This is a genomic window from Propionicimonas sp. (assembly GCF_049840635.1).
GTDB lineage: Bacteria > Actinomycetota > Actinomycetes > Propionibacteriales > Propionibacteriaceae > Propionicimonas.
The window spans coordinates 1,918,260-1,942,967 of the sequence record NZ_JASGKL010000005.1; the positions used below are offsets into that span (position 1 = coordinate 1,918,260).

The window sequence follows — 24,708 nt, forward strand, 5'->3', positions numbered from 1 at the left end:
GTTCGTCCCTCACCCGGGAGCTCCTCAGGGGCCGTGGCGGGCCCTTCGTGACGCTGTCCGGCTGGTTCCTCGCCGGTCAGCTCCTCAGGGGCCGTCCGGGTGGCGGGTGCCCGGTGTTGCTGGGGGGCTCGTTCCCCGCCCGCCTCGGGCAGTTGAGCGTGCACGCTCCCTGAGGAGCCGGCGGCCGAGCGTGCGAGGCCGGCGGCGTCACGAAGGGCGTCCGTCACCATCGTCGGCTCGATCCGGACCACCCGGTCGGCCTCAGCGAGCACGGCCGGACGGTGGGTCACCACCAGCGCCGCCACCCCGAGCCGGCGCAGCGAGGCCAGCAGGGCGCCCTCGGTGTCGGCGTCGAGGCCGGCGGTCGGTTCATCGAGGACGAGGAGCCGCGCGCGTCCCAGCGTGACCCGCAGCAGCGCCCGGGCCACGGCGATCCGCCGCCGTTCGCCGGCGGACACACCCTCCGCGTCGTCCCCGATCACCTGGTCCGGGGGCAGGTCGGCGGCCCCGGCCTGCCGCAGCGCGTCGGCGACGGCCGCCTCCCTCGCGTGCGGGAAGCCGAGCCGGACGTTGTCGGCGACGGTCCCGGACACCAGCCCCGGCTCCTGGCCGACGTAGGCCAGCTGGTCGCGCCAGCGCGGCTGCCGCCCGATCGGCTCGCCGCCGCCCAGGACCTCGCCCCCGGTCGGCGCGAGGAAACCCATCACCGCGTTCAGGAGGGTGGTCTTGCCCGCGCCGCTCGGTCCGGCCAGCGCGACGATCTCCCCGGCCCGGACGTCGAACGACACGGCCGCGAGGGCCGGTGCCGCGCCGCCGGGATAGGTATGCGTGAGCTCGCGGACGGAGAGCAGCGCCGCGCCCCGCGACGCCGCCGGCTGGTCCCCCGCCGGCTCGCGGGCTGGCGCTACCGGGGACGGGGTGCCCTCAGCGGGGGCGTCGGCGTCCTCGTCGATCAGGGCGAACGCCGACTCGACGGCGGCCAGGCCGTCGGCGGCGTCGTGGTAGTGGACGCCGACCTGGCGGACGGGCAGGTACGCCTCAGGCGCGAGCACGAGGATGAACAGCGCGGTGGCCAGGTCGAGCTGCCCGTAGACCACCCGGAAGCCGATCGTGACGGCGATCACCGCGACGCTGAGGGTGGCCAGCAGTTCCAGCACGAGCGCGGAGAGGAACGAGACCCGCAGCGTCCGCATCGTCTCCGAGCGGTGGGCGGCCTCGCTGCGCCGCAGCCCCTCCGCCTGTGCCTTCGCGCGTCCGAACACCTGCAGGGTGGGCAGCCCGGCGATCAGGTCGGCGAAGTGGTTGGCCAGCCGGGTCTGGACGGCCCAGCGGCGCTTGGTGAGGGCTTCGGTCGTCCAGCCGACCAGCGCCATGAACAGCGGGATCAGCGGCAGCGTCAGCGCGAGGATGACCGCCGACAGCAGGTCGGAGGTGAGCACGGCCACACCGATCAGCAGCGGCACCGTGACCGCCAGCAGCAGCTGCGGCAGGTACTTGCTGAAGTAGCCGTCCAGCGCGTCGAGGCCCTGGGTGACCAGCGTGACGAGGCCGCCGGACGACGTCGCGTCGAGCGGACGCTCCAGGCGTGCGGCCATGATGTCGCGGCGCAGTTGCGACTTCACCGCCGCGGACGCCCGCTGGCCCAGCCACTCGCTGGCCCACGCCAGCACGGCCTTGCCTCCGAAGACCAGCGCGAGTCCGGCGACGGCCCACCCGAGGGTGGCCAGCGTCCCGGTCGCGAAGATGTCGGTGATGGAACGCGACAACAGCCATGCCTGACCGATGGTCAGGATGGCTGTTGCGCTGCCGACCGCGACCCCGGCGACCAGGTAACCCCTGGTCGCGCGGGCCCTGCGGAGGAGGCGTGGGTCGATCGGCCCCGCCATCAGCCAGCGAGCGCTGGCGTGGCCGGCTCGTCGTCAGGGATGTTCTCGACGCCGAGCCGACGGCGGAACACGGTGTACGCCCACGCCGTGTAGGCCAGGACGATCGGGACGAAGATGCACGCCGCGACGGTCATCAGTACCAGGGTCAGCTGGCTCGACGACGCGTTCATCGCGTTGATCGGGGACGCCGCCCCGCCGACGCCGATGAAGCCCAGCCCCGGCCACATGGTCAGGAAGATCCCGACCGCGACGAACAGGACGGTCGCGGTGGTCGAGACGAACGCGATCCCGTCGCGTCCCTTGCCGTTGAACCACCACGCGGACGCGAGCCCTGCGGCGGCCAGCACCAGCAGCACCCAGCCGAGGATGCCGGTCGGGTGCAGCAGGTTCTGCGAGACGAGGAAGATCGCGCCGAGGCCGATCGAGACCAGGCCGACCTTGCTGGCGAACGCCTGCGCCCGCTCGTGCACGACGCCCTTGGTCTTCAGGGCGAGGAACAGCGAGCCGTGGAACAGGAACAGCGCGACCAGGCACAGCCCGCCGAGCAGGCCGAACCAGCTGAACAGCTGCCAGAAGTACGGGCTCGGGGTGAGCACGAACAGGTTGGGGCTGGCCGCGTCGTTGGTGACCGGGAGGCCGAGGATGAAGTTCGCGAAGCCGACGCCGAAGACCAGCGGGACGATGAACGAGCCGATCGCCGCCATCCAGTCGAAGGCGTTGCGCCACTTCGCGTCCGGGTGCTTGGCGCGGTACTCGAACGCCACGCCCCGGATGATCAGGCCGACCAGGACGAGGAACAGCGGCAGGTACAGGCCGGAGAAGAGCGTCGCGTACCAGGCGGGAAAGGCGGCGAAGGTGGCGCCGCCCGCGGTGAGCAGCCAGACCTCGTTGCCGTCCCAGACCGGACCGATCGTGTTCACGATGACCCGGCGCTCCTTCTCGTTCTTGCCGAGGAACGGGATGAGCATCGCGACGCCGTAGTCGAAGCCCTCGAGGACGAGGTAGCCGATCCACAGCACGGCGATGAGGATGAACCACAGGACTTGCAGGCCGAACGCCGCGCCGGTGGGAGGAACTTCCAGGATGATGTTCATGGTTCGTCGCCTCTCAGTACGCGAAGGTCAGGGGAGCGTCGTCGTCGGTGAGCACTTGTGGCTCCACCACGTCGGGCAGCCCGAGCTTGATGTAGTGCATCAGCAGGCCGACCTCGACGACGGCGAGGGCGCCGTAGATCACCGTGTAGAGCACCATGGACAGGCCGACCTCGAAGGCCGAGACGCCGGGGGAGGACGCGGCCGCGGTCGGTAGGACGCCGTAGACGATGAACGGCTGGCGTCCCATCTCGGTGAAGATCCAGCCGAAGGAGTTGCCGAACAGCGGGGCGAGCGGGGCGGCGAACATCGCCGCCGTCCACAGCGGGCCCGCCTTCGGGACGTTGTCCTTGCGGGTCGCCCACAGCGCCCACAGGCCGATCGCCATCGCCAGGAAGCCGAGCCCCATCATCAGGCGGAAGCTCCAGTAGGTGACCGGCAGGTTCGGCACCCAGTCGGTGACACCCACCTTGGCGAGCCGGTCGGAGACCTCCTTCTGCAGCTGGACGTCGGAGTTCGTGAACGCCTCGGACTCCATCTTCTTCACGAGGTCGTTGATGCCGTAGACCTTGCCGTTGGGGTCGCCGGTGGCCAGGAAGGACAGCACGTAGGGCACCTTCCACGACCAGACCTCGCTCTTGCCGTCGAGGCTGCCGATCGTGAGGATCGAGAAGGACGCGGGCTGCTCGGTCGTCCACAGTGCCTCGGCCGCCGCCATCTTCATGGGCTGGACCTCGGTCATGATCTTGCCCTGGATGTCGCCGGTGATGATGCTGCCGACGCCGGCGGCCAGGAGCACCCAGGCGCCGAACTTCGTCGCCCAGCGGTACGCGGCGGCGTCCTTGACCTGCTTCTCGGTCTCAGGCTTGCCGATCTTCGCGAGGTGCCAGCCGGCCACGCCGAGGATCAGGCCGCCCGCGGTCAGGTACGCGGCCGTGAGCACGTGCGGCAGCGTGACGAGGGCGACGGGGTTGGTGAGCACGGCGAGGAGCGAGGTCATCTCGGCGCGGTCGGTGGTGGCGTTGTAGTGGGCGCCGAGCGGGTTCTGCATCCACGAGTTCGCGGCGAGGATGAAGATCGCCGACAGCATGGTGCCGATGGCGGCCAGCCAGATCATCGCCAGGTGGACCTTCTTGGGCAGGCGGTCCCAGCCGAAGATCCACAGGCCGATGAAGACCGACTCCAGGAAGAAGGCGAGCAGCGCCTCGAGCGCGAGCGGGGCACCGAAGATGTCGCCGACGAAGCGGGAGTACTCGCTCCAGTTCATGCCGAACTGGAACTCCTGGACGATGCCGGTGACGACGCCCATCGCGAAGTTGATCAGGAAGAGCTTGCCGAAGAACTTCGTCAGCCGGAGGAACTTTTCGTCACCGGTGCGTACCCAAATTGTCTGGATGACCGCGACCAGCAGTGACAGGGCGATCGTGATGGGGACGAAGAAGTAGTGATAGACAGTTGTGATCCCGAACTGCCATCTGGCAAGGGTTTCCGCGCTCATGGCGCGCAATGTACTACGGGGTGTCGTAGTCCGCAATCGAGGCCTTAGCATGGGTGTCGTGGTCGTGAACGGCGAGTTGGAACTGGCGGTGATGGACATTCTTTGGTCCCACGCCGGGGCCCTTTCCGTGCGCGATGTCCACGACCAGATCTCCGCTGATCGCGACCTCGCCTACACCACCGTGATGACGGTGCTGGACCGGCTCGCCAAGAAGGGCGCCGTGGTGAGGAATTTGGACGGCCGGGCCTGGCTGTACCGTCCGGCGCGGTCAAAGGTGGCGGAAGTGGCGGCCGAAGCGCTCGAACTGCTGTCCCGGCTCGACGAGTGGGAGCGCAAGGAGGTGCTGGCCGAGCTGAACCGGGCGGCGGCCGCACCGTCCACAGTGGTGAGTTCCGGCTGAGCGTGGGACGCGACGTCCCCGTTTGCGGCGCTGTCCGGAGCCCGCGAGGGGGCTGCTCGCTAGCGTGGCGGTATGACGATTCCGGACTGGTTGGCGCCGTTCCTGACCATGGACATATCGCTGTGGGAAAAGGTCCTGCGTACCGTTGTGGTGTACCTCGGCATCGCGATCCTCGTGCGGGTCGCGGGCAAACGGCTGCTCGCCCAAATGAACTCTCTCGACCTCGTGGTGGTACTTCTACTTAGTAACGTCGTACAGAACGCGATCATCGGCCCGGACAACTCGGTCCTCGGCGGAGTGGTCGGCGCGATCGTCCTGATTGCGTTCAACGGATTCCTCGACCGCTTCTCCGGGGCCAGTCCGTTCTGGCGCTGGTTGCTGGTCGGGAAGGGCACCGACCTGATCGTGGACGGCGAACTCGACGAGGCGGCGCTGACGAAGCTCGGTCTCACCCGCACGGAACTCGACCTCGCGTTGCGGCACCAGGGCGCGGACGCCGTCAGCGAGGTGCAGAAGGCCGCACTGGAGCCCGAGGGCGACATCGTGGTCTCCCTCAAGCCGGGCGAGCGCACCGTCAACCGCAACGACCTCGACCGCGCCGTCGCCGAGCTGAAGGCGCTGATCCTCTCGTCCCGCTGACGGCGGCTTGTCATCCCGGGCCTGACCGGGGATCTCCGGGAGGTTGCTGTCGGCTGTGTCGCGGAGATCCCGGCTTTCGCCGGGATGACAGGGGTGGGGTGTCATCCCGGGCTTGACCCGGGATCTCCGGGGAAATGGCCGCCGGAACTCATCGACGGGACGCGGCGATCCCCGGGACGAGCCGCGACGGCTCCTCCCGGGACGCGTCCGCTCAGCCGGCGTAGGCGTCGAGGCGGTCGGCGAGGGCGAGGGCCTCCGCCTTCAGCATCAGCGCGCCGTCCACGTCCCCGAGGTCGCGGTAGCGGGCGGACTCCTCGAGCCGCCGCGTCACCTCGCCGCGGGCGAGCGCCATCATCTGCTGGTCGTCCAGCGCTCGCACGACGCGCTCGGCCTGCCCGAACCGCACGCCGCCCGCGACGAACTCGCTCGCGGCCGCGACGGTGGCCGGCGTCGTCACGTAGCTGGTCTCGGCGTTCTGGATGGCGCCGATCGCGTCCCTCACGGCGCGCAGGGCGACCTTCTCGCGGCGCTTCATCAGGCGCACCAGGTCCTCGCGCAGATAGGTCATCAGGTCCATCGTGTCCTCCTCTTCTCGGTACGAAGGACGCTAAAGGCTCACGTAACGTGAAGGTCAAGCAGCCGCTGCGCGACGGCGTGAAGGGCAGGGTCGGCGAGCGCCCGCTCGAGCTCGGGCCGGGCGGACGGACCGAGTTCTCCGAGCGCGAGGAGCGCGCCGAGCCGGACGTCCGACTCCGGGTCGGCGAGCAACCCGGCCAGGACACTGTGGATTCGTCCACCGTGTTCGGTGGACGAACCCACAGCCAGGCGTCCCAGGGCGTCCGCAGTCGCCGATCGGACATCTGCCAGGGGGGACGCCGCCGCGATCGCCAGCGGCTCGACGGCCGCCGACCCAGCCGCGGCGATCGCGTCCACCAGGTCGGCCTCGGGGACGGCGGGACTGCCGAGCAGCCCGACCAGCGCGGACGCCGACGCGGGCGCGGCGATGCTCCCGAGGGCGCGGACGGTGGCGGTCACGACCCGCGGTTCGGAGTCGGCCAGCAGAGGAAGCAGCGCGGAGACGGACGTGGGGTCGTGCAGCTTGGCGAGCAGCCGCACCATCAGGCACCGGATGTCGGGGTTCGGGTCGGAGAGTCGTGCCACCGCGGCCGGCGCCGAGTCGGGCTGCCGGGCGAGGGACCAGATCAGGACCTCCTGCACGGCCGGGTCGGGCTCGGCGGTCAGAGCAGCGAGGAGCTCGGGCACGGACCCGGTGGCGTCGAACGCGGCCCGGATCCGGACGGTCGGGTCGGGGTGGGCGAGCTGGCGGGTTGCGGCGATCGCGTCCAGGACCTCGTCCCAGCTCGGTGCGGACGCCGCCGCGAGCCGGCGCAGCCGGGTGGCCAGCGACTGCTCGGCGGCGATCCGCTGCTCGAGGTGGTCGAGGTGCGACCGCAGGGTCGACCCGGCGTCGAGGTCGGGGTCGGCGAGGGCGTCCGCGATCTCTGCCAGCGAGAGCCCGAGCGCCTTCAGGTTCTGGATCTGCAGCAGCCGCAGCAGGTCGGCCTCGTCGTACAGCCGGTAGTCACCCCAGCTGCGCGCGGACGGCACGAGCAGGCCGAGCTCGTCGTAGTGCCGCAGCGTCCGCCGGGTCAGCCCCGTCCGCTCCGCGACCTCGCCGATCCGCCACGTCCTGCCCACGCCGCGAGCCTAACGGCACGACAGGAACCGTCCCCATCGTGCCGGGCACGAAGGAACCGTCCCCTCGTGCCGGCCCGGGTCAGGCGGCGTCCTCCTCGGTGATCGCGGCGGCGAACTGCGACTGGTACAGGCGGTAGTAGGCGCCGTGCGCGGCGAGCAGTTCGTCATGGTTGCCCTGCTCGACGATGGCGCCGTTCTCCATCACCAGGATCACGTCGGCGTCGCGGATCGTGCTCAGCCGGTGCGCGATCACGAAGCTCGTCCGGTCGGCCCGCAGCTTGCCCATGGCCTTCTGCACGAGCACCTCGGTGCGAGTGTCGACCGAGCTGGTCGCCTCGTCCAGGATCAGGATGGACGGGTCGGAGAGGAAGGCCCGGGCAATGGTGATCAGCTGCTTCTCGCCCGCAGACAGGTTGGACGCCTCCTCGTTGATCACCGTGTCGTAGCCGTCCGGCAGCGCGTGCACGAACCGGTCCACGTAGGTGGCCTTCGCCGCGGCGATGATCTCGTCCTCGGTCGCCCCCACCTTGCCGTAGGCGATGTTGTCCCGGATCGTGCCGCCGAACAGCCAGGTGTCCTGCAGCACCATCCCGATCTCGTCGCGCAGCACCCGCCGGGGCACGGACGCGACGTCGACGCCGTCGATGGTGATCCGTCCGCCCTGCACGTCGTAGAAGCGCAGGATCAGGTTCACCAGCGTGGTCTTGCCCGCGCCGGTCGGCCCCACGATCGCGACCGTGGAACCGGGCTCCGCGACCAGGTTCAGGTCGGTGATCAGCGGCTTGGTCGGCAGGTAGGAGAACGTCACGTGCTCGAACGCCACGCGCCCGGTCACCGGGGACGGCAGGGTGCCGTTCTCGTCCGGGGTCTCCTCCTCCGCGTCCAGCACCTCGAACACCCGTTCCGCGGACGCGACGCCCGACTGCAGCAGGTTCGCCATGGACGCCAGCGAGGTGATCGGCTGGGTGAACATCCGCGAGTACTGGATGAACGCCTGGACGCCGCCGATGGTCATCGACCCGCCGGTCACCATCAGCCCGCCGACGACGGCGATCACCACGTAGTTGAGGTTCCCGACGAAGAACATCACCGGCATGATGATCCCGGAGATGAACTGCGCGCCGAACGACGCCTCGAACAGTTCGTCGTTCTTCGCCCGGAACCGGGCGGCCACCTCGCGGCGGCGGCCGAACACCGTGACCAGGTCGTGCCCGGAGTAGGTCTCCTCGATCTGGCTGTTCAGTTCGCCGGTCGACTTCCAGGTCTGGGCGAACAGCTTCTGCGACCGCGACCCGATGAACACCGTCACGCCCATCCCGATCGGGATCGTGACCAGCGCGATCAGCGCCAGCGTCCACGACAGGTAGAACATCATCACCAGGACGCCGATCAGCGTGAACAGGTTGTTCAGGATCTGCGACAGCGTCTGCTGCAGCGACTGGGAGATGTTGTCGACGTCGTTCGTGACCCGGCTGAGCAGTTCGCCGCGAGGCTGGCCGTCGAAGTACTTCAGTGGCAGCCCGTCGATCTTCTCGCTCACCTGCTTGCGCATCCGGTACACCGAGCGCTGCACGACGGCGTTGATGATGAAGCCGGCCAGCCAGCTGAGCAGGAAGTAGGTCAGGTACAGCGCCAGCGCGAGCAGCAGCACCCGGGACAGCGCGGTGAAGTCGATGGCGGTGTGCGTGACCACTACCGCGTCGTAGATCAGGTTGGTGCCCTGGCCGAGGATGGCGGGGCCCACCGAGTTCATCACGGTCGCGACCGCGACCATCACCACGACGGCGATGATCCAGGTGCGTTCGGGACGCAGGTGGCCCAGCAGCCGCTTGAGGGACGGGACGAACGAGACGGCCTTCTCGCCCGTGCCCTGCCCGTGACCCGGGCCGGGCCCGCGGTGCTGGGGCGCGTACTTGGGCCGCTCGTTGGCCTTCTTGACCGGCGCGCCGGATGCCGCGCCGTCGGTCGTCGCCGGGGTCGTCATGGTGTCGTCCTTCCGCTGCTCGCTCATGCCGCCACCCCGGTCCGGAACTGGCTGTCGACGATCTCGGCGTAGGTCGGGCAGCTCTCCAGCAGTTCGTCGTGGGTGCCGGTGCCGACGATCTGGCCGCCCTCGAGGACGACGATCCGCTCGGCGTTGCGGATCGTGGAGACCCGCTGGGCGACGACCACGACGGCCGCGTCTCTGGTCTCGACGGCCAGCGCCGCGCGCAGGGCGGCGTCGGTCGCGACGTCGAGCGCGGAGAACGAGTCATCGAACACGTAGATCTCCGGACGTCGGACCAGCGCCCTGGCGATCGCCAGTCGTTGGCGCTGGCCGCCGGAGACGTTGGTCCCGCCCTGGCTGATCGGCGAGTCGATGCCGTCGGGCATGCGTTCGACGAAGTCCCGGGCCTGGGCGATCTCGAGCGCATGCCACAGCTCGGCGTCCGTCGCGTCCGGCTTGCCCATCCTCAGGTTGGACGCGACCGTCCCGCTGAACAGGTAGGGACGCTGCGGCACCAGTCCGATCCGGCCCCACAGCAGGTCGGGGTCGAGGTCGCGCACGTCCACGCCGTCGACGCTCACGACGCCCTCCGTGGTGTCGAACAGCCGGGGGATCAGGTTCACCAGCGTGGTCTTACCCGCGCCGGTCGAACCGATGATCGCGGTGGTCTCGCCCGGCCGGGCCTCGAAGCTGATCCCGCTGAGAACGGGGTGCGTCGCGCCTGGGTAGGCGAACGAGACCGCGTCGAACCGCAGCCGGCCGTGCTCGGTGACCGCCGTCACCGGGGCGCTCGGCGGCGCGACGGAGGAGTCGGTGTCGAGGACCTGGTTGATCCGGTCGGCCGCGACCGTGGCCCGCGGCGCGATCATGAACATCATCGTGGCCATCATCACGCTCATCAGGATCTGGGCGATGTAGGAGAGGTAGGCGGTCAGCTGGCCCACCTGCAGGTCGCCGTCAGCGATCCGGAACGCGCCGAACCAGACCACGGCGACGCTGGAGAGGTTCATCACCAGGAAGACCGAGGGGAACATGGTCTGCATCCGGCGACCGACTCGCGTGGCGGTGTCGGCGAGCTCGTGGTTGGCCGTGTCGAACCGGACGGACTCGGTGTCCTCGCGGACGAAGGCCCTGATCACCCGCAGGCCGGAGATGCGCTCGCGGAGCACCCGGTTGAGGGTGTCGATCCGCACCTGCATCGACTTGAACAGCGGCGTCATCTGGCTGAACAGGATGCCGATGATCGTGCCGAGCACGGCGACGGCGACGACGATCAGCCAGCTCAGCCCCACGTCCTCGCGCAACGCCATGAACACGCCGCCGATCATGGTCAGCGGAGCGCTCAGGATCATGGTCGCGGTCATCAGGACGAGCTGCTGGACCTGCTGCACGTCGTTGGTGTTGCGGGTGATCAGGCTCGGTGCGCCGAAGGTGTTGACCTCCTTGGCGGAGAAGGTGAGCGCCTTGTCGAAGATGCCCTGCCGCAGGTCGCGGCCGAAGCTCATCGACGTGCGCGCGCCGAACCACGTCGCGCCGACCATGCCGAGGACCTGGAGGAGCGAGACGGCGAGCATCAGCCCGCCCGTCCGCCAGATGTAGCCGGTGTCACCGGTGGCGACGCCGGCGTCGATGATCGAGGCGTTCAGGCTCGGCAGGTACAGGGACGCGCCGACCTGGACGAGCTGGAGGAGGATGACGGCGGCGAGGAGCCACGCGTAGGGCCGCAGGTAGCGGATGAGCAGGCGGATCATTTGTCTCCTTTGGCGATGCCGTGGAGGACCAGGCGGGCCAGGTTGTGGGGGTCGGGTCCGGTCTGGTCGATACCCAGACTGAAGTTGGTTGCGAACGAGAGGGCGCTGAGCAGTTGGGCCGCGGTGGCGGTCGGGACGCCGAGTTCGTCGGCATAGGGGTCCAGGGCCGCGGCCGCAGCCGTGATCACTCGGGTGCGACCGTCGTGGTGGTGGTGCTGCTTCGGCTTCGGCGGGCCGCCGGGGTGGGGGTCGAAGCCGGCCTTGGCCAGGTGGGCGAACAACGAGCGCACCCGCTGCAGGTCCGCGGACAGGATCTCCAGGATGGCGGACACCCTGTCCTCGAGCGGCTGCGGGCCGAGCGCGGCGAGCGACGCGAGCGTTGCGGTCGGCTGCATCGCCTCCTCGACCACGGACTGGATCAGGTCGTCCTTGGTCTCGAAGACCCGGAAGATCGTTCCCTCGGCCACCCCGGACGCCTGGGCGATCTCGCGGGTGGTGAGGTCGGGGCCACGGTCGAGCAGCAGCGGGAGGGTGGCCCCGATGATGGCCTGGCGCCGTTCGTCGGGCGCCATGGGTGTTGCTCTGCTCACCCCTCCACTGTAGTGAGTGAGCACTCACTCATCAAATGCGAGCCGGGCTCGCAGGGCAATTCTGCGCACCGGCATGAGCGGCCTCGCACCCTGGGTGTATGGATCACAGGCCGTGGCGTCCGGAGGAATTCACCAGGCGTTACGCTGCCAGCGTGCGAGCCGAAAACCTGCCCCTGCTCAACTCGCCGTCCGCACCAGCCGTCCACCCCGACGGCTCCCATGCCGTGGTCTCGGTCGTCCGGCCGGACCTCGACGCGGACGCGTACGTCGGACAACTGTGGCGCGTCCCGCTGGTCGGCGACGGCGCCCCGCTCCGGATCACCCGGGGCTTTCGTGACACCTCGCCGAAGTTCTCCCCGGACGGACGGATCCTCGGCTTCCTCCGCGCCCAACCCGATGGGCCGCCGCAGGTGGCGCTGGTGCCGGCCGAGGGGGGCGAGCCCGTGGTGGTCACCGACGCGCGGCTCGGCGTGTGCTCGTTCGCCTTCAGCGGGGACGGCACCCGACTGGCCTACACCGCGCCGGTGCCCGAGCCGGGGCGGTTCGGCACGACCGAGGGGGTGGCGGCCGACCACGAGGACCCGCGGCTGACCAGCTCCCTGCAGTTCCAGTTCAACGGGTCGGGCTTCCTGGCCGACCGGCGCGCGCACGTCTTCGTGCTCGACGTCCCGGACCCGCGCGCCGAGCCGCCCGTCCGGCCAGTCGGACGGGCCGCCAAGGCTGGGGAGCCGTTCCGCGGGGTGCCCGAGGCCCGCCAGGTCTCCTCCGGGGACGTCGACCACTACTGCCCGGTGTGGGACGGCGAGCGGGTGGTGGTCGCCGCGTCCCGCCACGACAGCAGGGACACCGACCTGCGGGTCGACCTCTACCGGTTCGACCCGAGCGGGGGCGAGCCGATCCTCGTCACGGATTCCGCGGCGGGCGACAGCGTGATCTCCTCTCCGGTGGTGGCCGGGGAGCACCTCTTCTTCATCGGCGGGCACACGGGCACGGACGGACGGACGTTCTTCGCGCAGAACCCCGGCGTGTTCGCCGTCCCGCGCGCCGGGGGCCCCGTGCTGCGGCTCACCGACGCCGAGACCGTGCACGTGGAGACGCTGGTCGCGGACGGCGACGGCGTCCTCGGGGTGGACCTCGTCCGGGGCAGCGGGGTCGCGTTCCGGGTGGACGCCTCCGGCGCGCAGCAGCGCTGGGACCTGCCGGGTTCCGTGGTGTCCCTGGGCGCAGGCGGTGGCGTCCGGGTCGCCGTCTGCGCGGACGCGTCCAGCCCCGGCGAACTCCTCCTGCTCGACTCTCCCAACGCTGTCATCCCGGCCAACGCCGGGATCTCCCCCCTCACGAGCTTCGCGTCCGCCCTGCAAGCGTCGGCGAGGCCGCTCACCCCGCTCGAACTCGTCGCGACCGCCCCGGACGGCTACCCCGTCCACGGCTGGGTGGTGAGCCCGGAGGGTGAGGGTCCGCACCCGGTCCTGCTGTTGATCCACGGCGGGCCCTTCGCTGCGTTCGGGCCGTCCTTCTTCGACGAGGCGCAGGTGTACGCCGGGGCCGGCTATGCGGTGGTGATGTGCAACCCGCGCGGCTCGGCCGGCTATGGGCAGGCGCACGCGGCGGCCATCCACGAGGCGTTCGGCGACCGCGACATGGTGGACGTGCTGGCGTTCCTCGACCACGCGCTGGCGACCGTGCCGGGCCTGGCCGCCGACCGGGTCGGGGTGATGGGGGGCTCGTACGGCGGATACCTCACCGCCTGGCTGATCGCCCACGATCACCGGTTCCGGGGGGCCGTCGTGGAGCGGGGCTACCTCGATCCGCGCTCGTTCATCGGTCCGTCCGACATCGGCTGGTACTTCGCGGACGGCTGCCACGGCAGCTACGAGCAGATGGACGCGCAGTCGCCGCTGCTGCTCGTGGACCGGGTCCGGACGCCGACGCTGGTGATCCACTCCGAGCAGGACCTGCGCTGCCCGATCGCCACGTCGCAGCGCTACTTCACCGAGCTGAAGCGCAACGGCGTCGAGGCGGAGCTGCTGGTCTTCCCCGGCGAGGACCACGAACTGTCCCGGTCCGGCACCCCGCACCACCGCAGGGCGAGGTTCGAGCACATCCTGCGCTGGTGGGGTGACCACCTGCCGGTCGCCGCGTCCTGACCCCGCGGCACGCCAGGAACCGTCCCCATCGTGCCGGACCCGAAAGACGGCACGCTGGGGACGGTTCCTATCGTGCCGTCCCGCCGCGCCCTGGTCCGGGGGGATCGGCGCGACTCGGTAACCTAATCGCCGTGACTGAGCCGACGCCCGCGAACCCGTCCCTCTCCGAGCAGGAGCAGGTGCGCCACGACAAGCGCGCCCGGCTGCTCGCGGACGGGACTGCGCCGTACCCGATCACCGTCCCGCGGACGCACAGCGCCGCGCAGGTGCACGCAGGGTGGGGGCAGCTGACAGCGGGTGAGGAGACCGCCGAGGTCGTCAGCGTGAGCGGACGGGTCGTCTTCATCCGGAACACGGGCAAGCTCTGCTTCGCGACGATCCAGGACGGGTTCACGCAGGCCGACTCCGGCGTCCGCCTGCAGGTGATGCTGTCGCTGGCCGAGGTCGGCCAGGCGCGGCTGGACGCGTGGAAGGCCGACGTCGACCTGGGCGACTTCGTGTCGGTGACCGGACGCGTGATCTCGTCCAAGAGGGGCGAACTCAGCGTGCTGGCCACCGGCTGGGTGCTGGCGTCGAAGGCGCTGCGTCCGCTGCCGACCCTGCACAAGGAACTCGGCGAGGAGACCCGCGTCCGGCAGCGGTACGCCGACCTGGTCGCGCGCCCGGAGGCCAGGGACATGGTGCGGACGCGGGCGGCGGTCACCCGCAGCATCCGCGAGACGCTGCACGCGGACGGCTACCTCGAGATCGAGACCCCCGTCCTGCAGCTCGTGCACGGCGGCGCGGCCGCGCGTCCGTTCAACACCCACCTGAACGCGTTCGACATCGACATGACGATGCGGATCGCCCTCGAACTGTTCCTCAAGCGCGCGATGGTCGGCGGGGCCGACCGGGTCTACGAGATCGGACGGATCTTCCGCAACGAGGGCATCGACTCCTCGCACTCGGCGGAGTTCACCATGCTGGAGGCCTACCAGGCGTGGGGCGACCAGTTCTCGATCGCCGACCTGACCCGCCGGGTGATCCAGAACGCCGCGGACGCGGCCCTCGGCACGCGGCTGCTCCAGACCCCGGCAGGGGAGATCGACCTGGACGGTGAGTGGGAGTGGAAGCCGGTCTACCCGACGCTCTCCGCGGCGGTGGGCGAGGAGATCACGCCGGCGACGGACGCGTCCGTGCTGCGCGGGATCGCGGACGCCCGTGGCGTGGAGTACGACCCGGTGTGGCCGGCGCAGAAGCTGGTGATGGAGCTGTTCGGCGAGATCGTGGAGCCGGGGCTGCTGCAGCCGACCTTCGTGTGCGACTACCCGCCGATCGCGCAGCCGCTGGCGCGCCAGCACCGCAGCGACCCCGACCTGATCGAGGCGTGGGACCTGATCGTCGGCGGCGTCGAGCGGGCGACGGGGTTCTCCGAGCTGATCGACCCGGTGGTCCAGCGCGAACGGCTGGTCGCCCAGTCGCTGAAGGCTGCGGCGGGCGATCCCGAGGCCATGCAGCTGGACGAGGACTTCCTGGCTGCCCTGGAGTTCGGCGCCCCGCCGATGGGCGGCATGGGCCTGGGCCTGGACCGCGTGATGATGCTGCTCACCGGCCACGGCATCCGCGAGACGATCCTGTTCCCGCTGCTCAAGCCGCAGGGCTGACCGTCCGCTGCAGACGCTCCCGAAACGCGCAGAAGCTCCCGAAGTTCCGGGAGCTTCTGTGGTTTTCGGGAGCGTTTGTGGTCGTGGACGCAGCGGTCGTCCCGAGGGGCGCGCCTACTTCCAGAGGGTGGCGATCGCGAACGCTGCGGCCATGCCGCCCATGCCGATCAGGACGTTCCAGGCGCCGAGGTCGGTCATGACGGGGATCGTCACGCCCACCGACGCCGTGATGTAGTACACGACCAGCCAGAGCACGCCGAGCAGGCCGACGGTGATGAAGGTCGGCGGCACCCACTGCCTGCTGCCGGGAGCGGCGACCGTCCGCTTCGTCTCGTCCCGCTTCTGGGCGAGCTGCGCGCGGTCGCTGTTCTTCTTCTTCTCGGCAGCGGCCTTGCGGGTCTTCGACTCGGGCACGGGAACTCCTCTGGACGGAAACCCCCTCAGGATACCGGACAACCCCGGCACCACCGACTCTCCGGAGCGGCGGGCACCGCGGCCGATGGGGGAGAATGGACGCCATGGCGCGGATCCTCGTGGTCGACAACTACGACTCGTTCGTCTACAACCTCGTCCAGTACCTGGGCCAGATCGGCGCGGACGTCGAGGTGTGGCGCAACGACGACCCGCGGTTCGCCGCGCCCGGCTGGGCGGACGGCTTCGACGGCATCCTGCTCTCGCCCGGTCCGGGCACGCCCGAGGACGCCGGCGTGTGCATCGACATCGTCCGCGAGCAGGGCGGACGCGTCCCGATCTTCGGCGTCTGCCTGGGCCTGCAGTCGATGTCGGTGGCGATGGGCGGAGTCGTCAACCGGGCGCCCGAGCTGCTGCACGGCAAGACCTCGCTCGTCCACCACGACGGACGCGGCGTGTTCGCCGGGTTGCCCAATCCGCTCCGCGCGACCCGCTACCACTCGCTCGCGCTCGATCCGGCCACCGTCCCCGACGACCTCGAGGTGAGCGCGTCCACCGAATCGGGTGTGATCATGGCGGTCCGGCACCGCACGCTACCGATCGAGAGCGTGCAGTTCCACCCCGAATCGGTGCTCACCGAGGGCGGCTACCAGCTGCTCGCCAACTGGCTCGCGGCGTGTGGGGACGCGGACGCGCCCCGCCGCGCGGAAGGGCTCACGCCGTTGATGGCGCTGCACGCCGACTGACCCGTCGCGGGGCGTCGGGTCGAGGGATCCGCACCCCCGGAATCAGGGCGTGGCCGTGTCCGTGGGATCCGGGGTGGCACTGTCCGTCGGGGTGGCGCTCGGGCTCGGCGCCGTCGCGATGGTGAGGGTGATCTTCGCCGTCCGCTTCACCATCGTGAGCGCGTCAGGACTCTGGCTGATCACCGTCCCCGCCGTCTGGGTCGACTCCTCGTACTTGACCGTGACGTTCGAGAAACCGGCGTTACCGAGCATCGACCTGGCCGCGGACTCGGTGAACCCGATCACCTGGGGCAGCTTGCTCTTGCCGGTCGCGTAGTACAACGTGATCGCGGTGTCGAGGGTGATCTTGGTGCCCTCACCGGGGTCCACGCTGAGCACCTCGTTCGCGGTGTCGTCGCTGGACTCCGTCGGCGACGGGGCGGTCTGGACGTTGGTGAAGCTGTTGTCCTCGAGCAGCTTCTTCGCGTCGTCGACGTCCATCCCGATGATCCCCTGCGGGACCGTGCCCTTGCTCGGGCCGACGTTGATGGTGATCGTCACCTCGGTGCCGACCGGAACCGACGTCTCCGCGGCGACGCTCTGCGCGATGACCCGCCCGACGGTCTCGTCGTCCGCGCCGTTCACCTGTTCCTCGACGGGCTGGAGCTTGGCGTCGGTCAGCACCTGCTCGGCGTCCGCGGTGAGGCGGTTGACGACGTTGGGGACGGCGACGGTCTCCACCCGGTTGGCGTTCACCATGAAATAGATCCCGATGCCGGCGGCCAGCAGGACCAGGGCGACCAGGAAGGCCATCAGCCCCCAGCGGCGGCGCGGCTCCTCGTCCTCGACCGCCCGGGTGGCGGTGTGCTCTGCGGGCTGCAGGACGGCGGTCGCGTCACCGGCCGAGGCGGGGACGGCCAAGGGGACGGCTGCGACGACCGGGACGGTGGCGGCGACGGCCTGGCCGGCCAGCAGCCGGCCGATGTCGGCGCGCATGGCGGCCGCGGTCTGGTAGCGGTCGGCGGGGTCCTTGGCGAGCGCCTTCAGGGTGATCGCGTCCATCGCCGGCGTGATCTCGGGGTCGAGGTGGCTGGGCGGGACGGGTGCCTCGCGCACGTGCTGGTAGGCGACGCTGACGGGGGAGTCGCCCTGGAACGGCGGGCGTCCGACCAGCAGCTCGTACAGCAGGCAGCCGGCGGAGTAGATGTCACTGCGGGAGTCGACCGTCTCGCCGCGGGCCTGCTCGGGCGAGAGGTACTGGGCGGTGCCGATCACCGCAGCGGTCTGGGTCATGGTGGCGGACGTGTCGGCGACGGCCCTGGCGATGCCGAAGTCCATCACCTTCACCTGCCCGGTCGAGGTGAGCATGACGTTCGCCGGCTTGATGTCGCGGTGGACGATGCCTGCCTTGTGGCTGTAGCTCAGGGCGTCCAGCACGCCCTGGGTGAACTCGAGCGCCTTGGCCGGAACGATCTGGCGGCCGGTGCGCAGGATCTCCCTGAGCGTGTGGCCCTCGACCAGCTCCATCACGATGTAGGGCACCTGGACCCCGGAGTGGGGGTCGGCCTCCTCGCCGGTGTCGTAGACGGCGACGATGTTCGGGTGGTTGAGCCCGGCCGCGGCCTGGGCCTCCCGGCGGAAGCGGGCCTGGAACGTGGGATCGGAGGCCAGGTCGATCCGCAGCTGCTTGACCGCCACGTCGCGTCCGAGCCGCAGGTCACGAGCCCGGCGCACCTCGGCCATCCCGCCCCGGCCGAGCACGGGGCCCAGCTGGTAGCGGCCCCCGAGGAGCCTGGGTTCTTCGGTCATCCGTCGATTCCTTTCCACCCGGCGGCCCGTTCAGGGCACCCGGCTGCACACCGTGCCCATTGTGGCCGAAGCCGCGTCAGGTTCCGAATGAGAATCACCTGAGCGCCTCGATCACGGCCTTGGCGATGGGAGCGGCCACCGCGCCGCCCGCGATCTCCGTCGCGGGGATGTCCGCGTCCTCGACGAACGCGCACACCGCGACGGACGGGTCGTCGGCCCACGCGGTGAACCACGCGTACGGGTTCCGCTCGGAGCTGGTGCGGGCCGTCCCGGTCTTGCCCCCGACGGTCACCCCGGGGATCTGGGCGCGGTAACCGGTGCCGTTCTCGACGACCTGCACCATCATCTTCTTCAGCTCGGAGGAGTTCCCCGAGCTGAGCGCGACCGACTGCTGCTGCGGACGCGTTTGGCTGACCACCTTCAGGTCGTTGTCGAGCACCTGGTCGACGATGTAGGGGTCCATCACCACGCCGTCGTTGGCGATCGCCGCGGACACCATCGCCATCTGCAGCGGGGACGCCTGGGTCTCGTACTCGCCGATGGCGCTCATCGCGGTCTGGGCGGCGTCGAGGTCGTCGGGGAAGACGCTGGCCGACGAGCCGATGTCGGAGAGGAACGCGGTGCCGAACCCGAACTTCTCCGCCTGCTCGCGGATCGCGTCGTCCCCCAGCTCGGCGCCGAGTCGTGCGAACGCGGGGTTGCACGAGGTCTCCAGCGCCTGGGTGAGGGTGATCTTGGTGCCGCCGCAGTTCTGCGAGATCACCTTGGTCGAGCCCGGCAGCTTGTACGAGGACGCGTCCAGGATCGTGTCGGCGTCCATGCCGGAGTCGAGCGCCGCGGCGGCCGTGACGAGCTTGAAGGTGGAGCCGGGGGCGTAGATCTCCTTCGTCGCGCGGTTCGCCAGCGGCCTGCTGCTGTCCGCGTTGAGCTTGTCCCAGGCCTTCGTGGACGCGGCGAGGTCGTGGGTCGCGAGGTCGTTCGGGTCGTAGCTGGGGTAGGTCACCAACGCCTTGATCGCCCCGGTCTTGTAGTCGATCGCGACGACGGCGCCCTTGCGGCCGTCGAGCGCGTCCCACGCCGCCTTCTGGGCCTTGGCGTCCAGGGTGGTCTCGACGGTCCCGCCGCGCTGGCTGGAACCGGACAGGGTGTTGACCAGCCGGTTCAGGAACTGGGAGTCGTCCACCCCGGCGAGCTGGGCCGAGTAGGACGACTCCAGCGCAGAGGTGCGGTACAGGTAGGAGTAGAACCCGGTGACCGGGGCGTAGAGCTTGCCGGAGGAATAGGTGCGCTGGAACTTGTAGCGGTCCTTGACGGCCTCCGACTGCGCGACCGGGGTGTTGCCGACCATGATCGGGCCGCGGTCCTGGCCGAACCGGGCGTCGGCGACCCTGCGGTTCTCCGGACGTTCGTTGAGGTAGCCCTGCTGGCCGACGTAGAGGTAGCTGAGGTTCGCCATCAGGGCGAAGAACATCACCATCGCGGTCACGGCGACGCCGCGGATCGGGCGGTTCACGGTCGGTCCTCCTTCACCGGGGGACGGAAGATCGTCTCCCCGGGGTCGGGGTCTGGGTCGGCGGCCGGGGCGACAGAGGGGACGTCGGCGGTGGGCTCGTCCGCGTCCGAAGCGGTCGCCCGGTCGGGGGAGGTGGGGGACGCGGGAGACGGGGACGCGGGCGACGTGGACGGGGCGCCGACCGGGATCAGCTGGGTGGTCTCTGCGCCGAGCCACTGCACGGGTTCGGCGGCCTCGACCATCGGGCTGCGGATCTGGTGGGTGACCACGAGCAGCAGTCCGACCATCACCCAGTTCGCGACCAGGGACGAGCCGCCCTGGGACATGAACGGCGTGGTCAGGCCGGTCAGGGGCAGCAGCCGGGTGACCCCGCCGAGGATCGCGAACACCTGGATCGCGAACACGAACGACAGGCCGGCGGCCAGGAGCTTGCCGAACGGGTCCCTGGCGACGAGGGACGCCCGCAGCCCGCGTGCGACGATCAGCCCGTAGACGAGCATGACCGCGGTCAGCCCGGCGATGCCGAGTTCCTCCCCGATCGCCGCGGCGATGAAGTCGGTCTTGGCGAGCGGGGTGAGGTTGGGGCGGCCGAGGCCCCAGCCGGTGCCCAGGGCCCCGCCCCAGGCGATGCCGAACTGGCCATTGATGACCTGGTAGTTCTGCTGGTAGTTCGAGAACGGGTCCAGCCACGACGACACGCGGACCTGCACATGGCTGAAGAACAGGTAGCCCAGGTAGGCGCCGATCGCGAACAGCAGCGTCCCGAGGATCGCCCAGGCGGGCTTCTCCGTGGCGACGTAGAGCATCATCACGAAGAGCCCGAAGAACAGCAGCGACGTGCCGAGGTCCTTCTGGAAGACCAGGACGGCCAGGCTGGCCAGCCACATCAGCAGGATCGGGCCGAGGTCGCGGGGGCGGGGGAGCTCGATGCCGAGGAAGCGGCCACCGGCGAGGGCCAGCACCTCCCGCTTCTCGACGAGGTAGGACGCGAAGGCGATGGAGAGCACGAGCTTCGCCAGCTCGGCCGGCTGGAAGCTGTACTGGCCGAGGTGGATCCAGATCCGGGCGCCGTTCTTCTCCAGGCCGAGGCCGGGGACCAGCGGCAGCATGAGCAGGGCCATGCCGAACAGGAACAACGTGTATGTATAACGCTGTAGTACACGGTAGTCGCGCAGGACGATGACGACGGTGCAGCAGGCGACGACGGCGATGCTCGTCCACATCAGCTGGAGTTCGGCCGAGTGCATGCGGGGGTCGGACGCGAGGTCGAGCCGGTGGATCATCGCCAGGCCCAGCCCGTTCAGCAGCATGACCAGCGGCAGGATGAGCGGGTCGGCGTACGGGGTGCGCCAACGGATCACGAGGTGCAGGACGAGGCCGATCCCGGCGAGGATCGCGACCGCCCACGGCCACTCCGAGGGAAGCTTCGCGTCCTGGTTGAGGTGGGTGATCAGGTACCCGCCGAGCCCGAGCGCGATCGCGAAGGCGAGCATGAACGCCTCCACGCCACGACGCTTCCGGTAACCGACGACGTCGCTCATCAGCACTCCGTGGGTGCTGCCGGGGTGGAGGTGTCCGACGGGGTCGGGGCCGCGGTGGGGCTGGACGGGGTCACCGAGGCGCTGCCGGTGGGGCTCGCAGAGCCCTTCGGGCTCGCCGAGTCGCTGGGTGTCGCGCTGTCGCTGGGGCTCGGGGTCGCGGTGGCGGTCTCCCGCTGCTCGCGCTGCGCGATGCACGCCTCGGCCTTGACCCGGAGGGTGGCGAGAGCGTCCTCCGCGGCCTCGTAGCTGTTGGCGGGCAGCGTGTCGCGGACCTGCTCCTGGTAGTAGAGCGGAAGGTCGGCGACCCGCGTGGTGTCGGTGGTGACGACGTGGGAGAGCGGCAGGTTGAACACCGGCTCCGGGATGCCCTGGAAGATCGCGAGGAGCTCGTTGTTGGCGCCCACGTAGAACTGGCGTTGGGTGTAGCCGTACCACGCCCAGCCGGCCCCGCCGATGGCGAGGAGGGGGAGCAGCACGAGCAGGGTGAGCTTCACCCACACCGACGCCCTTCGTCGGGCGAGCGGGGCGTACCGGGCGACCTCACCGGCGGCGGGGTCGGGGCGGGGGGTGCCGTCGGCGGGGAGGTCGGGGATCGGGGCGGTGGCCTCGCTGAGGTTGTCGAGGTCGAGCAGGGCCGCGGCGCCGAGGACCTCGGTGGCGCCCTCCGGTTCTCCCTCGACGATGTCGGCGAGGATGATCGTGATGTTGTCCTGGCCGCCCTCGGAGTGGGCGAGGCCGACGAGGGCGTTCATGACGTCGTCGCGGTCGCCGTCCATCCGGGCGGCGATGACGTCGTCGGTGACGAACCCGCACAGGCCGTCGGAGCAGACCAGGAGGCGGTCGCCGGCGAGCGCGTCGACGAGTTCGAGGTCGGGCTGGTGCTGCGGTTGGCCGTTGATCACCTTGAGGATCAGGGAGCGGTGGGGGTGCTCGAGGGCCTCGGCCTCGGTGATCCGTCCCTCGTCGACGAGGGTCTGGACCCAGGAGTGGTCGCGGGTGAGCCGGGTGAGCCGGCCGTCGCGGTAGCGGTAGGCGCGCGAGTCGCCGATATTGGCCAGGCCGAGTTGCTCGCCGTCGAACATGACGCCGCACACGGTGCTGCCCATGCCGTCGAGGCGGGGATCGGAGTCGACCAGGTCACTGATCGCGTCGGACGCGGCGTCGATCGCTGTCGAGAGGGTGTCGAGCATCAACTCGCCGCTGCGGGGGGCGTCCGCTGCCCGCAGTTCGCGGACGGCGACGGCGGAGGCGAGGTCGCCCGCGGCGGCGCCGCCCATTCCGTCCGCGACGATCAGCATCGTCGGGGAGGTGTAGGCGGAGTCCTGGTTGTTCTTCCGGACGAGGCCGACCTCGGAGTGGGCGGTGTAGCGGAGGGCGAGGGTCATCTAGCGCTCCACGCCCATCAGGGTCCGACCGATGCGCAGGGTGTCGTCGACGCCGAAGGGGGTGGGGGCGCTGATCCGCTGGTTGTTGACGAAGGTGCCGTTGGTCGAGCCGAGGTCCTCGACCTGGAAACCGGCGGGGGTGCGGCTGATCCTCGCGTGGCGGGTGGAGACGTAGTCGTCGTCGAGGATCAGTTGGCAGTCACTGGCGCGTCCGATCAGGACAGCTTCACCCAGGGGGAGTTGCAGGCCGGCCTGCTTGCCGTGGGTGACGGTCAGGGTCTTCGGCAGTTGCTTGAGGGTGCGTCGGGAGACCTTGGGGGGCTTGGCCGCCGCCGCACCCTGCGTGGGCGCGGCCTGCGCGCGGGCGAGTTCGGCCGCGGACACCTTGCGTCCGAACAGGTCGGTGCGGATCACGTTGCCCGTGAACAGGATGAACAGCCACAGCAGGGCCAGGAACCCGACTTTGAGGCCGAGGACGACCAGCTCAGACATCGGACACCGGCGAGGTGATCGCCAGCCTCGTCGAGCCGATCTCGATGCGGCTGCCGAGGGCAAGGGTCGCCTGCCGGGTGCGCTGGCCGTCGACGGTGACCCCGTTGGTGGAGCCGAGGTCCTCGATGCTGAGCTGCTGGCCGGCACCGGTACCGATGACGTTGATCCGCGCGTGCAGGCGGGAGACGCCCGGATCGTTGATCCGCAGGTCGGCCTCGGTGCCGCGTCCGATGGTGAGGCCGGGAGGGGTGAGGGGGTGGCGGACGCCGTTCACCTCGACGACGAGGTTCGCCGCGCGGATCTCGCTGGGGCTGGCGTCCTCATCCGCGTCCACCCCTGCGACGGCGGAGGACGCGACGGTGAACCGGCCGACCGGGAGGCTGGCGTCGAGGACGTAGTCGATGGTCACGGGACCGTTGAAGATGTAGCCGGCATCGGAGGCGTACTCGCGGAGCTGGGGGCCGATCTCGGCGTTCAGCGTCTTGCTGTACGGCGTGAGCCGGTCGTAGTCGTGGGTGGAGAGCGAGACGCGGAAGTCGTTGGGAACGAGCTTCCGGTCACGACTGAGGAGCTTGGCCTCGGAGTCGAGTTCGCGCTGCAGCCGGGCGGTGATCTCCACGGGCTGGACATCGCCCTTGAACGCCCTGGCGAAGGCACCGCTGACAGCATTCTCGAGCTTCTTCTCGACGCGGTCGAAGACCCCCATCCGCTCCTCCTCTCCATGCGCTCGGCGCGGACAAGCCTATCCAGCCCCGAATCGCCAGCCTACGCGACGGACTGTGGTCGCCGTGGCGTGGCGAGACCGGTGTGCCCGCCGGGGCGCCCGCTACAGCCTTCGCCGCGGATTCGGGGCACAACCCCTTCTCGTGCTAGCCTTCTTCGGCTGGCTCCCCCGGGAGCCGGGCGCGAGTGGCGGAATGGCAGACGCGCACGGTTCAGGTCCGTGTGTCCGAAAGGACGTGGAGGTTCAACTCCTCTCTCGCGCACTTATTGGTCAAGTGCCCCTGACGAGGGCAAACAGCATCTGACAAGCGATTTCACCCCGATCAGGGGTCCGCTCAGACGTACCCTCCAGAGCCTATCGGGGGCACTTCCTGCCCCACGTGCCCCACGGAAATGGCACGAAATGGCATACCCACAAGGGTATCCGTCGACGAACCTCTGGCAGAGGCGTGTGCCGCCGCGAGGCGACGCGGGGTACGCGTGTGAGTCTGTCGACGACAGTCCCGGGCTGAAACCACCAGCAGAGGACACCATCGACCGGATCATCGCCGCAGTCGATGAAGCGAAGGGCGGACAGGTGACCATCCGGATGCTGCCTGCGGGACGCCGCCTGGCCGTGGCCGCCGTCCTCGACGATGGTCCCGTCAGCAGGCTCGAGTTCACCGAGTAGACCGGCAGGCGCAGAGCTCCCCAGAACTGGGGATATCGCACCGCGCCGGCGAGCTCGTAGTGTGTCGTGACGGCGTCCGTCGGACGGTGTCAGCTGCACGCTGAGCGAC

Annotated in this window: 18 protein-coding genes, 1 tRNA gene and 2 pseudogenes; 6 read left to right on the forward strand and 15 right to left on the reverse strand. The window is 70.0% G+C overall.

The features are described 5' to 3' along the window. Window positions 1-236: 236 nt before the first annotated feature. The 3 genes and pseudogenes from cydD to QM779_RS14510 all read right to left on the reverse strand — a co-directional run. Window positions 237-1,886 (reverse strand): annotated as a pseudogene (gene cydD, locus QM779_RS14500) (thiol reductant ABC exporter subunit CydD); the annotation flags it as partial. Then, window positions 1,886-2,971, reverse strand: coding sequence for a cytochrome d ubiquinol oxidase subunit II (cydB, locus tag QM779_RS14505; RefSeq protein ID WP_428538444.1), 1,086 nt, complete (start codon window positions 2,969-2,971; stop codon window positions 1,886-1,888). The pseudogene cydD and the gene cydB, both read right to left, overlap by 1 nt. Window positions 2,972-2,993: 22 nt before the next feature. After that, window positions 2,994-4,475: a cytochrome ubiquinol oxidase subunit I gene (locus QM779_RS14510; protein WP_428536442.1), complete on the reverse strand. Its 1,482-nt coding sequence runs from the start codon at window positions 4,473-4,475 to the stop codon at window positions 2,994-2,996. Window positions 4,476-4,533: 58 nt separating this feature from the next. On the opposite strand from QM779_RS14510, the gene QM779_RS14515 reads away from it, so the two are divergent. Together QM779_RS14515 and QM779_RS14520 are read left to right on the forward strand one after the other, a co-directional pair. Further along, entirely contained in the window at window positions 4,534-4,875 is a 342-nt protein-coding gene (locus tag QM779_RS14515; RefSeq protein ID WP_428536444.1) for a BlaI/MecI/CopY family transcriptional regulator, read from the forward strand. A 72-nt stretch (window positions 4,876-4,947) separates the two neighbouring features. Next, the gene (locus QM779_RS14520; RefSeq protein ID WP_428536446.1) at window positions 4,948-5,514 is read left to right on the forward strand and encodes a DUF421 domain-containing protein; all 567 of its coding nucleotides are present in this window, start codon (window positions 4,948-4,950) and stop codon (window positions 5,512-5,514) included. 211 nt (window positions 5,515-5,725) lie between these two features. On the opposite strand, the gene QM779_RS14525 is transcribed toward QM779_RS14520, so the two are convergent. From QM779_RS14525 to QM779_RS14545, 5 genes are all read right to left on the reverse strand, one after another. After that, on the reverse strand, window positions 5,726-6,091 hold the full coding sequence (locus tag QM779_RS14525) for a hypothetical protein (RefSeq protein ID WP_428536448.1): 366 nt from the start codon (window positions 6,089-6,091) through the stop codon (window positions 5,726-5,728). 38 nt (window positions 6,092-6,129) lie between these two features. Beyond that, window positions 6,130-7,212 (reverse strand): HEAT repeat domain-containing protein, encoded by a 1,083-nt coding sequence (locus QM779_RS14530; protein WP_428536450.1) that lies wholly within the window; start codon window positions 7,210-7,212, stop codon window positions 6,130-6,132. Window positions 7,213-7,291: 79 nt separating this feature from the next. Continuing rightward, window positions 7,292-9,223, reverse strand: a complete 1,932-nt coding sequence (locus tag QM779_RS14535) for an ABC transporter ATP-binding protein (protein ID WP_428536452.1) — start codon at window positions 9,221-9,223, stop codon at window positions 7,292-7,294. Next, entirely contained in the window at window positions 9,220-10,950 is a 1,731-nt protein-coding gene (locus QM779_RS14540; protein ID WP_428536454.1) for an ABC transporter ATP-binding protein, read from the reverse strand. The genes QM779_RS14535 and QM779_RS14540 overlap by 4 nt, the downstream gene beginning before the upstream one ends. Then, a complete protein-coding gene (locus QM779_RS14545) occupies window positions 10,947-11,540 on the reverse strand; it encodes a TetR/AcrR family transcriptional regulator (protein WP_428536456.1) in 594 nt (197 codons plus the stop codon). The genes QM779_RS14540 and QM779_RS14545 overlap by 4 nt, the downstream gene beginning before the upstream one ends. 152 nt (window positions 11,541-11,692) lie before the next feature. Between QM779_RS14545 and QM779_RS14550 the strand changes: the two genes are divergently transcribed. Together QM779_RS14550 and lysS are read left to right on the forward strand one after the other, a co-directional pair. Next, window positions 11,693-13,687: a S9 family peptidase gene (locus QM779_RS14550; RefSeq protein WP_428536458.1), complete on the forward strand. Its 1,995-nt coding sequence runs from the start codon at window positions 11,693-11,695 to the stop codon at window positions 13,685-13,687. A gap of 131 nt (window positions 13,688-13,818) precedes the next feature. After that, window positions 13,819-15,330 carry a lysine--tRNA ligase gene (gene lysS / locus QM779_RS14555; protein ID WP_428536460.1) on the forward strand — a complete coding sequence of 504 codons (1,512 nt, stop codon included), beginning with the start codon at window positions 13,819-13,821 and terminating at the stop codon, window positions 15,328-15,330. A gap of 114 nt (window positions 15,331-15,444) precedes the next feature. Here lysS and QM779_RS14560 read toward each other — a convergent pair whose 3' ends face one another. Beyond that, window positions 15,445-15,744: a cell division protein CrgA gene (locus tag QM779_RS14560; RefSeq protein WP_428536462.1), complete on the reverse strand. Its 300-nt coding sequence runs from the start codon at window positions 15,742-15,744 to the stop codon at window positions 15,445-15,447. Window positions 15,745-15,848: 104 nt separating this feature from the next. Here QM779_RS14560 and QM779_RS14565 point away from each other — a divergent pair, with 104 nt between their 5' ends. Then, on the forward strand, window positions 15,849-16,487 hold the full coding sequence (locus tag QM779_RS14565) for an aminodeoxychorismate/anthranilate synthase component II (RefSeq protein ID WP_428536464.1): 639 nt from the start codon (window positions 15,849-15,851) through the stop codon (window positions 16,485-16,487). Window positions 16,488-16,529: 42 nt separating this feature from the next. Here the strand turns inward: QM779_RS14565 and pknB are convergent, their stop codons facing one another. From pknB to QM779_RS14595, 6 genes and pseudogenes are all read right to left on the reverse strand, one after another. Further along, window positions 16,530-18,275 (reverse strand): Stk1 family PASTA domain-containing Ser/Thr kinase, encoded by a 1,746-nt coding sequence (pknB, locus tag QM779_RS14570; protein WP_428536466.1) that lies wholly within the window; start codon window positions 18,273-18,275, stop codon window positions 16,530-16,532. A gap of 94 nt (window positions 18,276-18,369) precedes the next feature. Continuing rightward, complete coding sequence (locus QM779_RS14575) at window positions 18,370-19,788, reverse strand: peptidoglycan D,D-transpeptidase FtsI family protein (protein ID WP_428536468.1); 1,419 nt, start codon at window positions 19,786-19,788, stop codon at window positions 18,370-18,372. A gap of 218 nt (window positions 19,789-20,006) precedes the next feature. After that, a pseudogene (locus tag QM779_RS14580) lies at window positions 20,007-21,329 on the reverse strand (FtsW/RodA/SpoVE family cell cycle protein); the annotation flags it as partial. Beyond that, a complete protein-coding gene (locus QM779_RS14585) occupies window positions 21,329-22,714 on the reverse strand; it encodes a protein phosphatase 2C domain-containing protein (RefSeq protein WP_428536470.1) in 1,386 nt (461 codons plus the stop codon). The gene QM779_RS14585 and the pseudogene QM779_RS14580, both read right to left, overlap by 1 nt. Further along, window positions 22,715-23,206: an FHA domain-containing protein FhaB/FipA gene (locus QM779_RS14590; RefSeq protein WP_428536472.1), complete on the reverse strand. Its 492-nt coding sequence runs from the start codon at window positions 23,204-23,206 to the stop codon at window positions 22,715-22,717. Beyond that, on the reverse strand, window positions 23,199-23,912 hold the full coding sequence (locus QM779_RS14595; RefSeq protein ID WP_428536474.1) for an FhaA domain-containing protein: 714 nt from the start codon (window positions 23,910-23,912) through the stop codon (window positions 23,199-23,201). Before QM779_RS14595 ends, QM779_RS14590 begins: the two co-directional genes overlap by 8 nt. A gap of 197 nt (window positions 23,913-24,109) precedes the next feature. Here QM779_RS14595 and QM779_RS14600 point away from each other — a divergent pair. Next, window positions 24,110-24,192, forward strand: a tRNA-Leu gene (locus QM779_RS14600). Window positions 24,193-24,708 lie beyond the last annotated feature (516 nt).

Coding starts and splice junctions, on each gene's coding strand:
- QM779_RS14510 (WP_428536442.1), bottom strand. CDS start 4,475: ATGAGCGCGGAAACCCTTGCCAGATGGCAGTTCGGGATCACAACTGTC.
- QM779_RS14520 (WP_428536446.1), top strand. CDS start 4,948: ATGACGATTCCGGACTGGTTGGCGCCGTTCCTGACCATGGACATATCG.
- QM779_RS14525 (WP_428536448.1), bottom strand. CDS start 6,091: ATGGACCTGATGACCTATCTGCGCGAGGACCTGGTGCGCCTGATGAAG.
- QM779_RS14535 (WP_428536452.1), bottom strand. CDS start 9,223: ATGAGCGAGCAGCGGAAGGACGACACCATGACGACCCCGGCGACGACC.
- QM779_RS14540 (WP_428536454.1), bottom strand. CDS start 10,950: ATGATCCGCCTGCTCATCCGCTACCTGCGGCCCTACGCGTGGCTCCTC.
- QM779_RS14565 (WP_428536464.1), top strand. CDS start 15,849: ATGGCGCGGATCCTCGTGGTCGACAACTACGACTCGTTCGTCTACAAC.
- pknB (WP_428536466.1), bottom strand. CDS start 18,275: ATGACCGAAGAACCCAGGCTCCTCGGGGGCCGCTACCAGCTGGGCCCC.
- QM779_RS14585 (WP_428536470.1), bottom strand. CDS start 22,714: ATGACCCTCGCCCTCCGCTACACCGCCCACTCCGAGGTCGGCCTCGTC.
- QM779_RS14590 (WP_428536472.1), bottom strand. CDS start 23,206: ATGTCTGAGCTGGTCGTCCTCGGCCTCAAAGTCGGGTTCCTGGCCCTG.
- QM779_RS14595 (WP_428536474.1), bottom strand. CDS start 23,912: ATGGGGGTCTTCGACCGCGTCGAGAAGAAGCTCGAGAATGCTGTCAGC.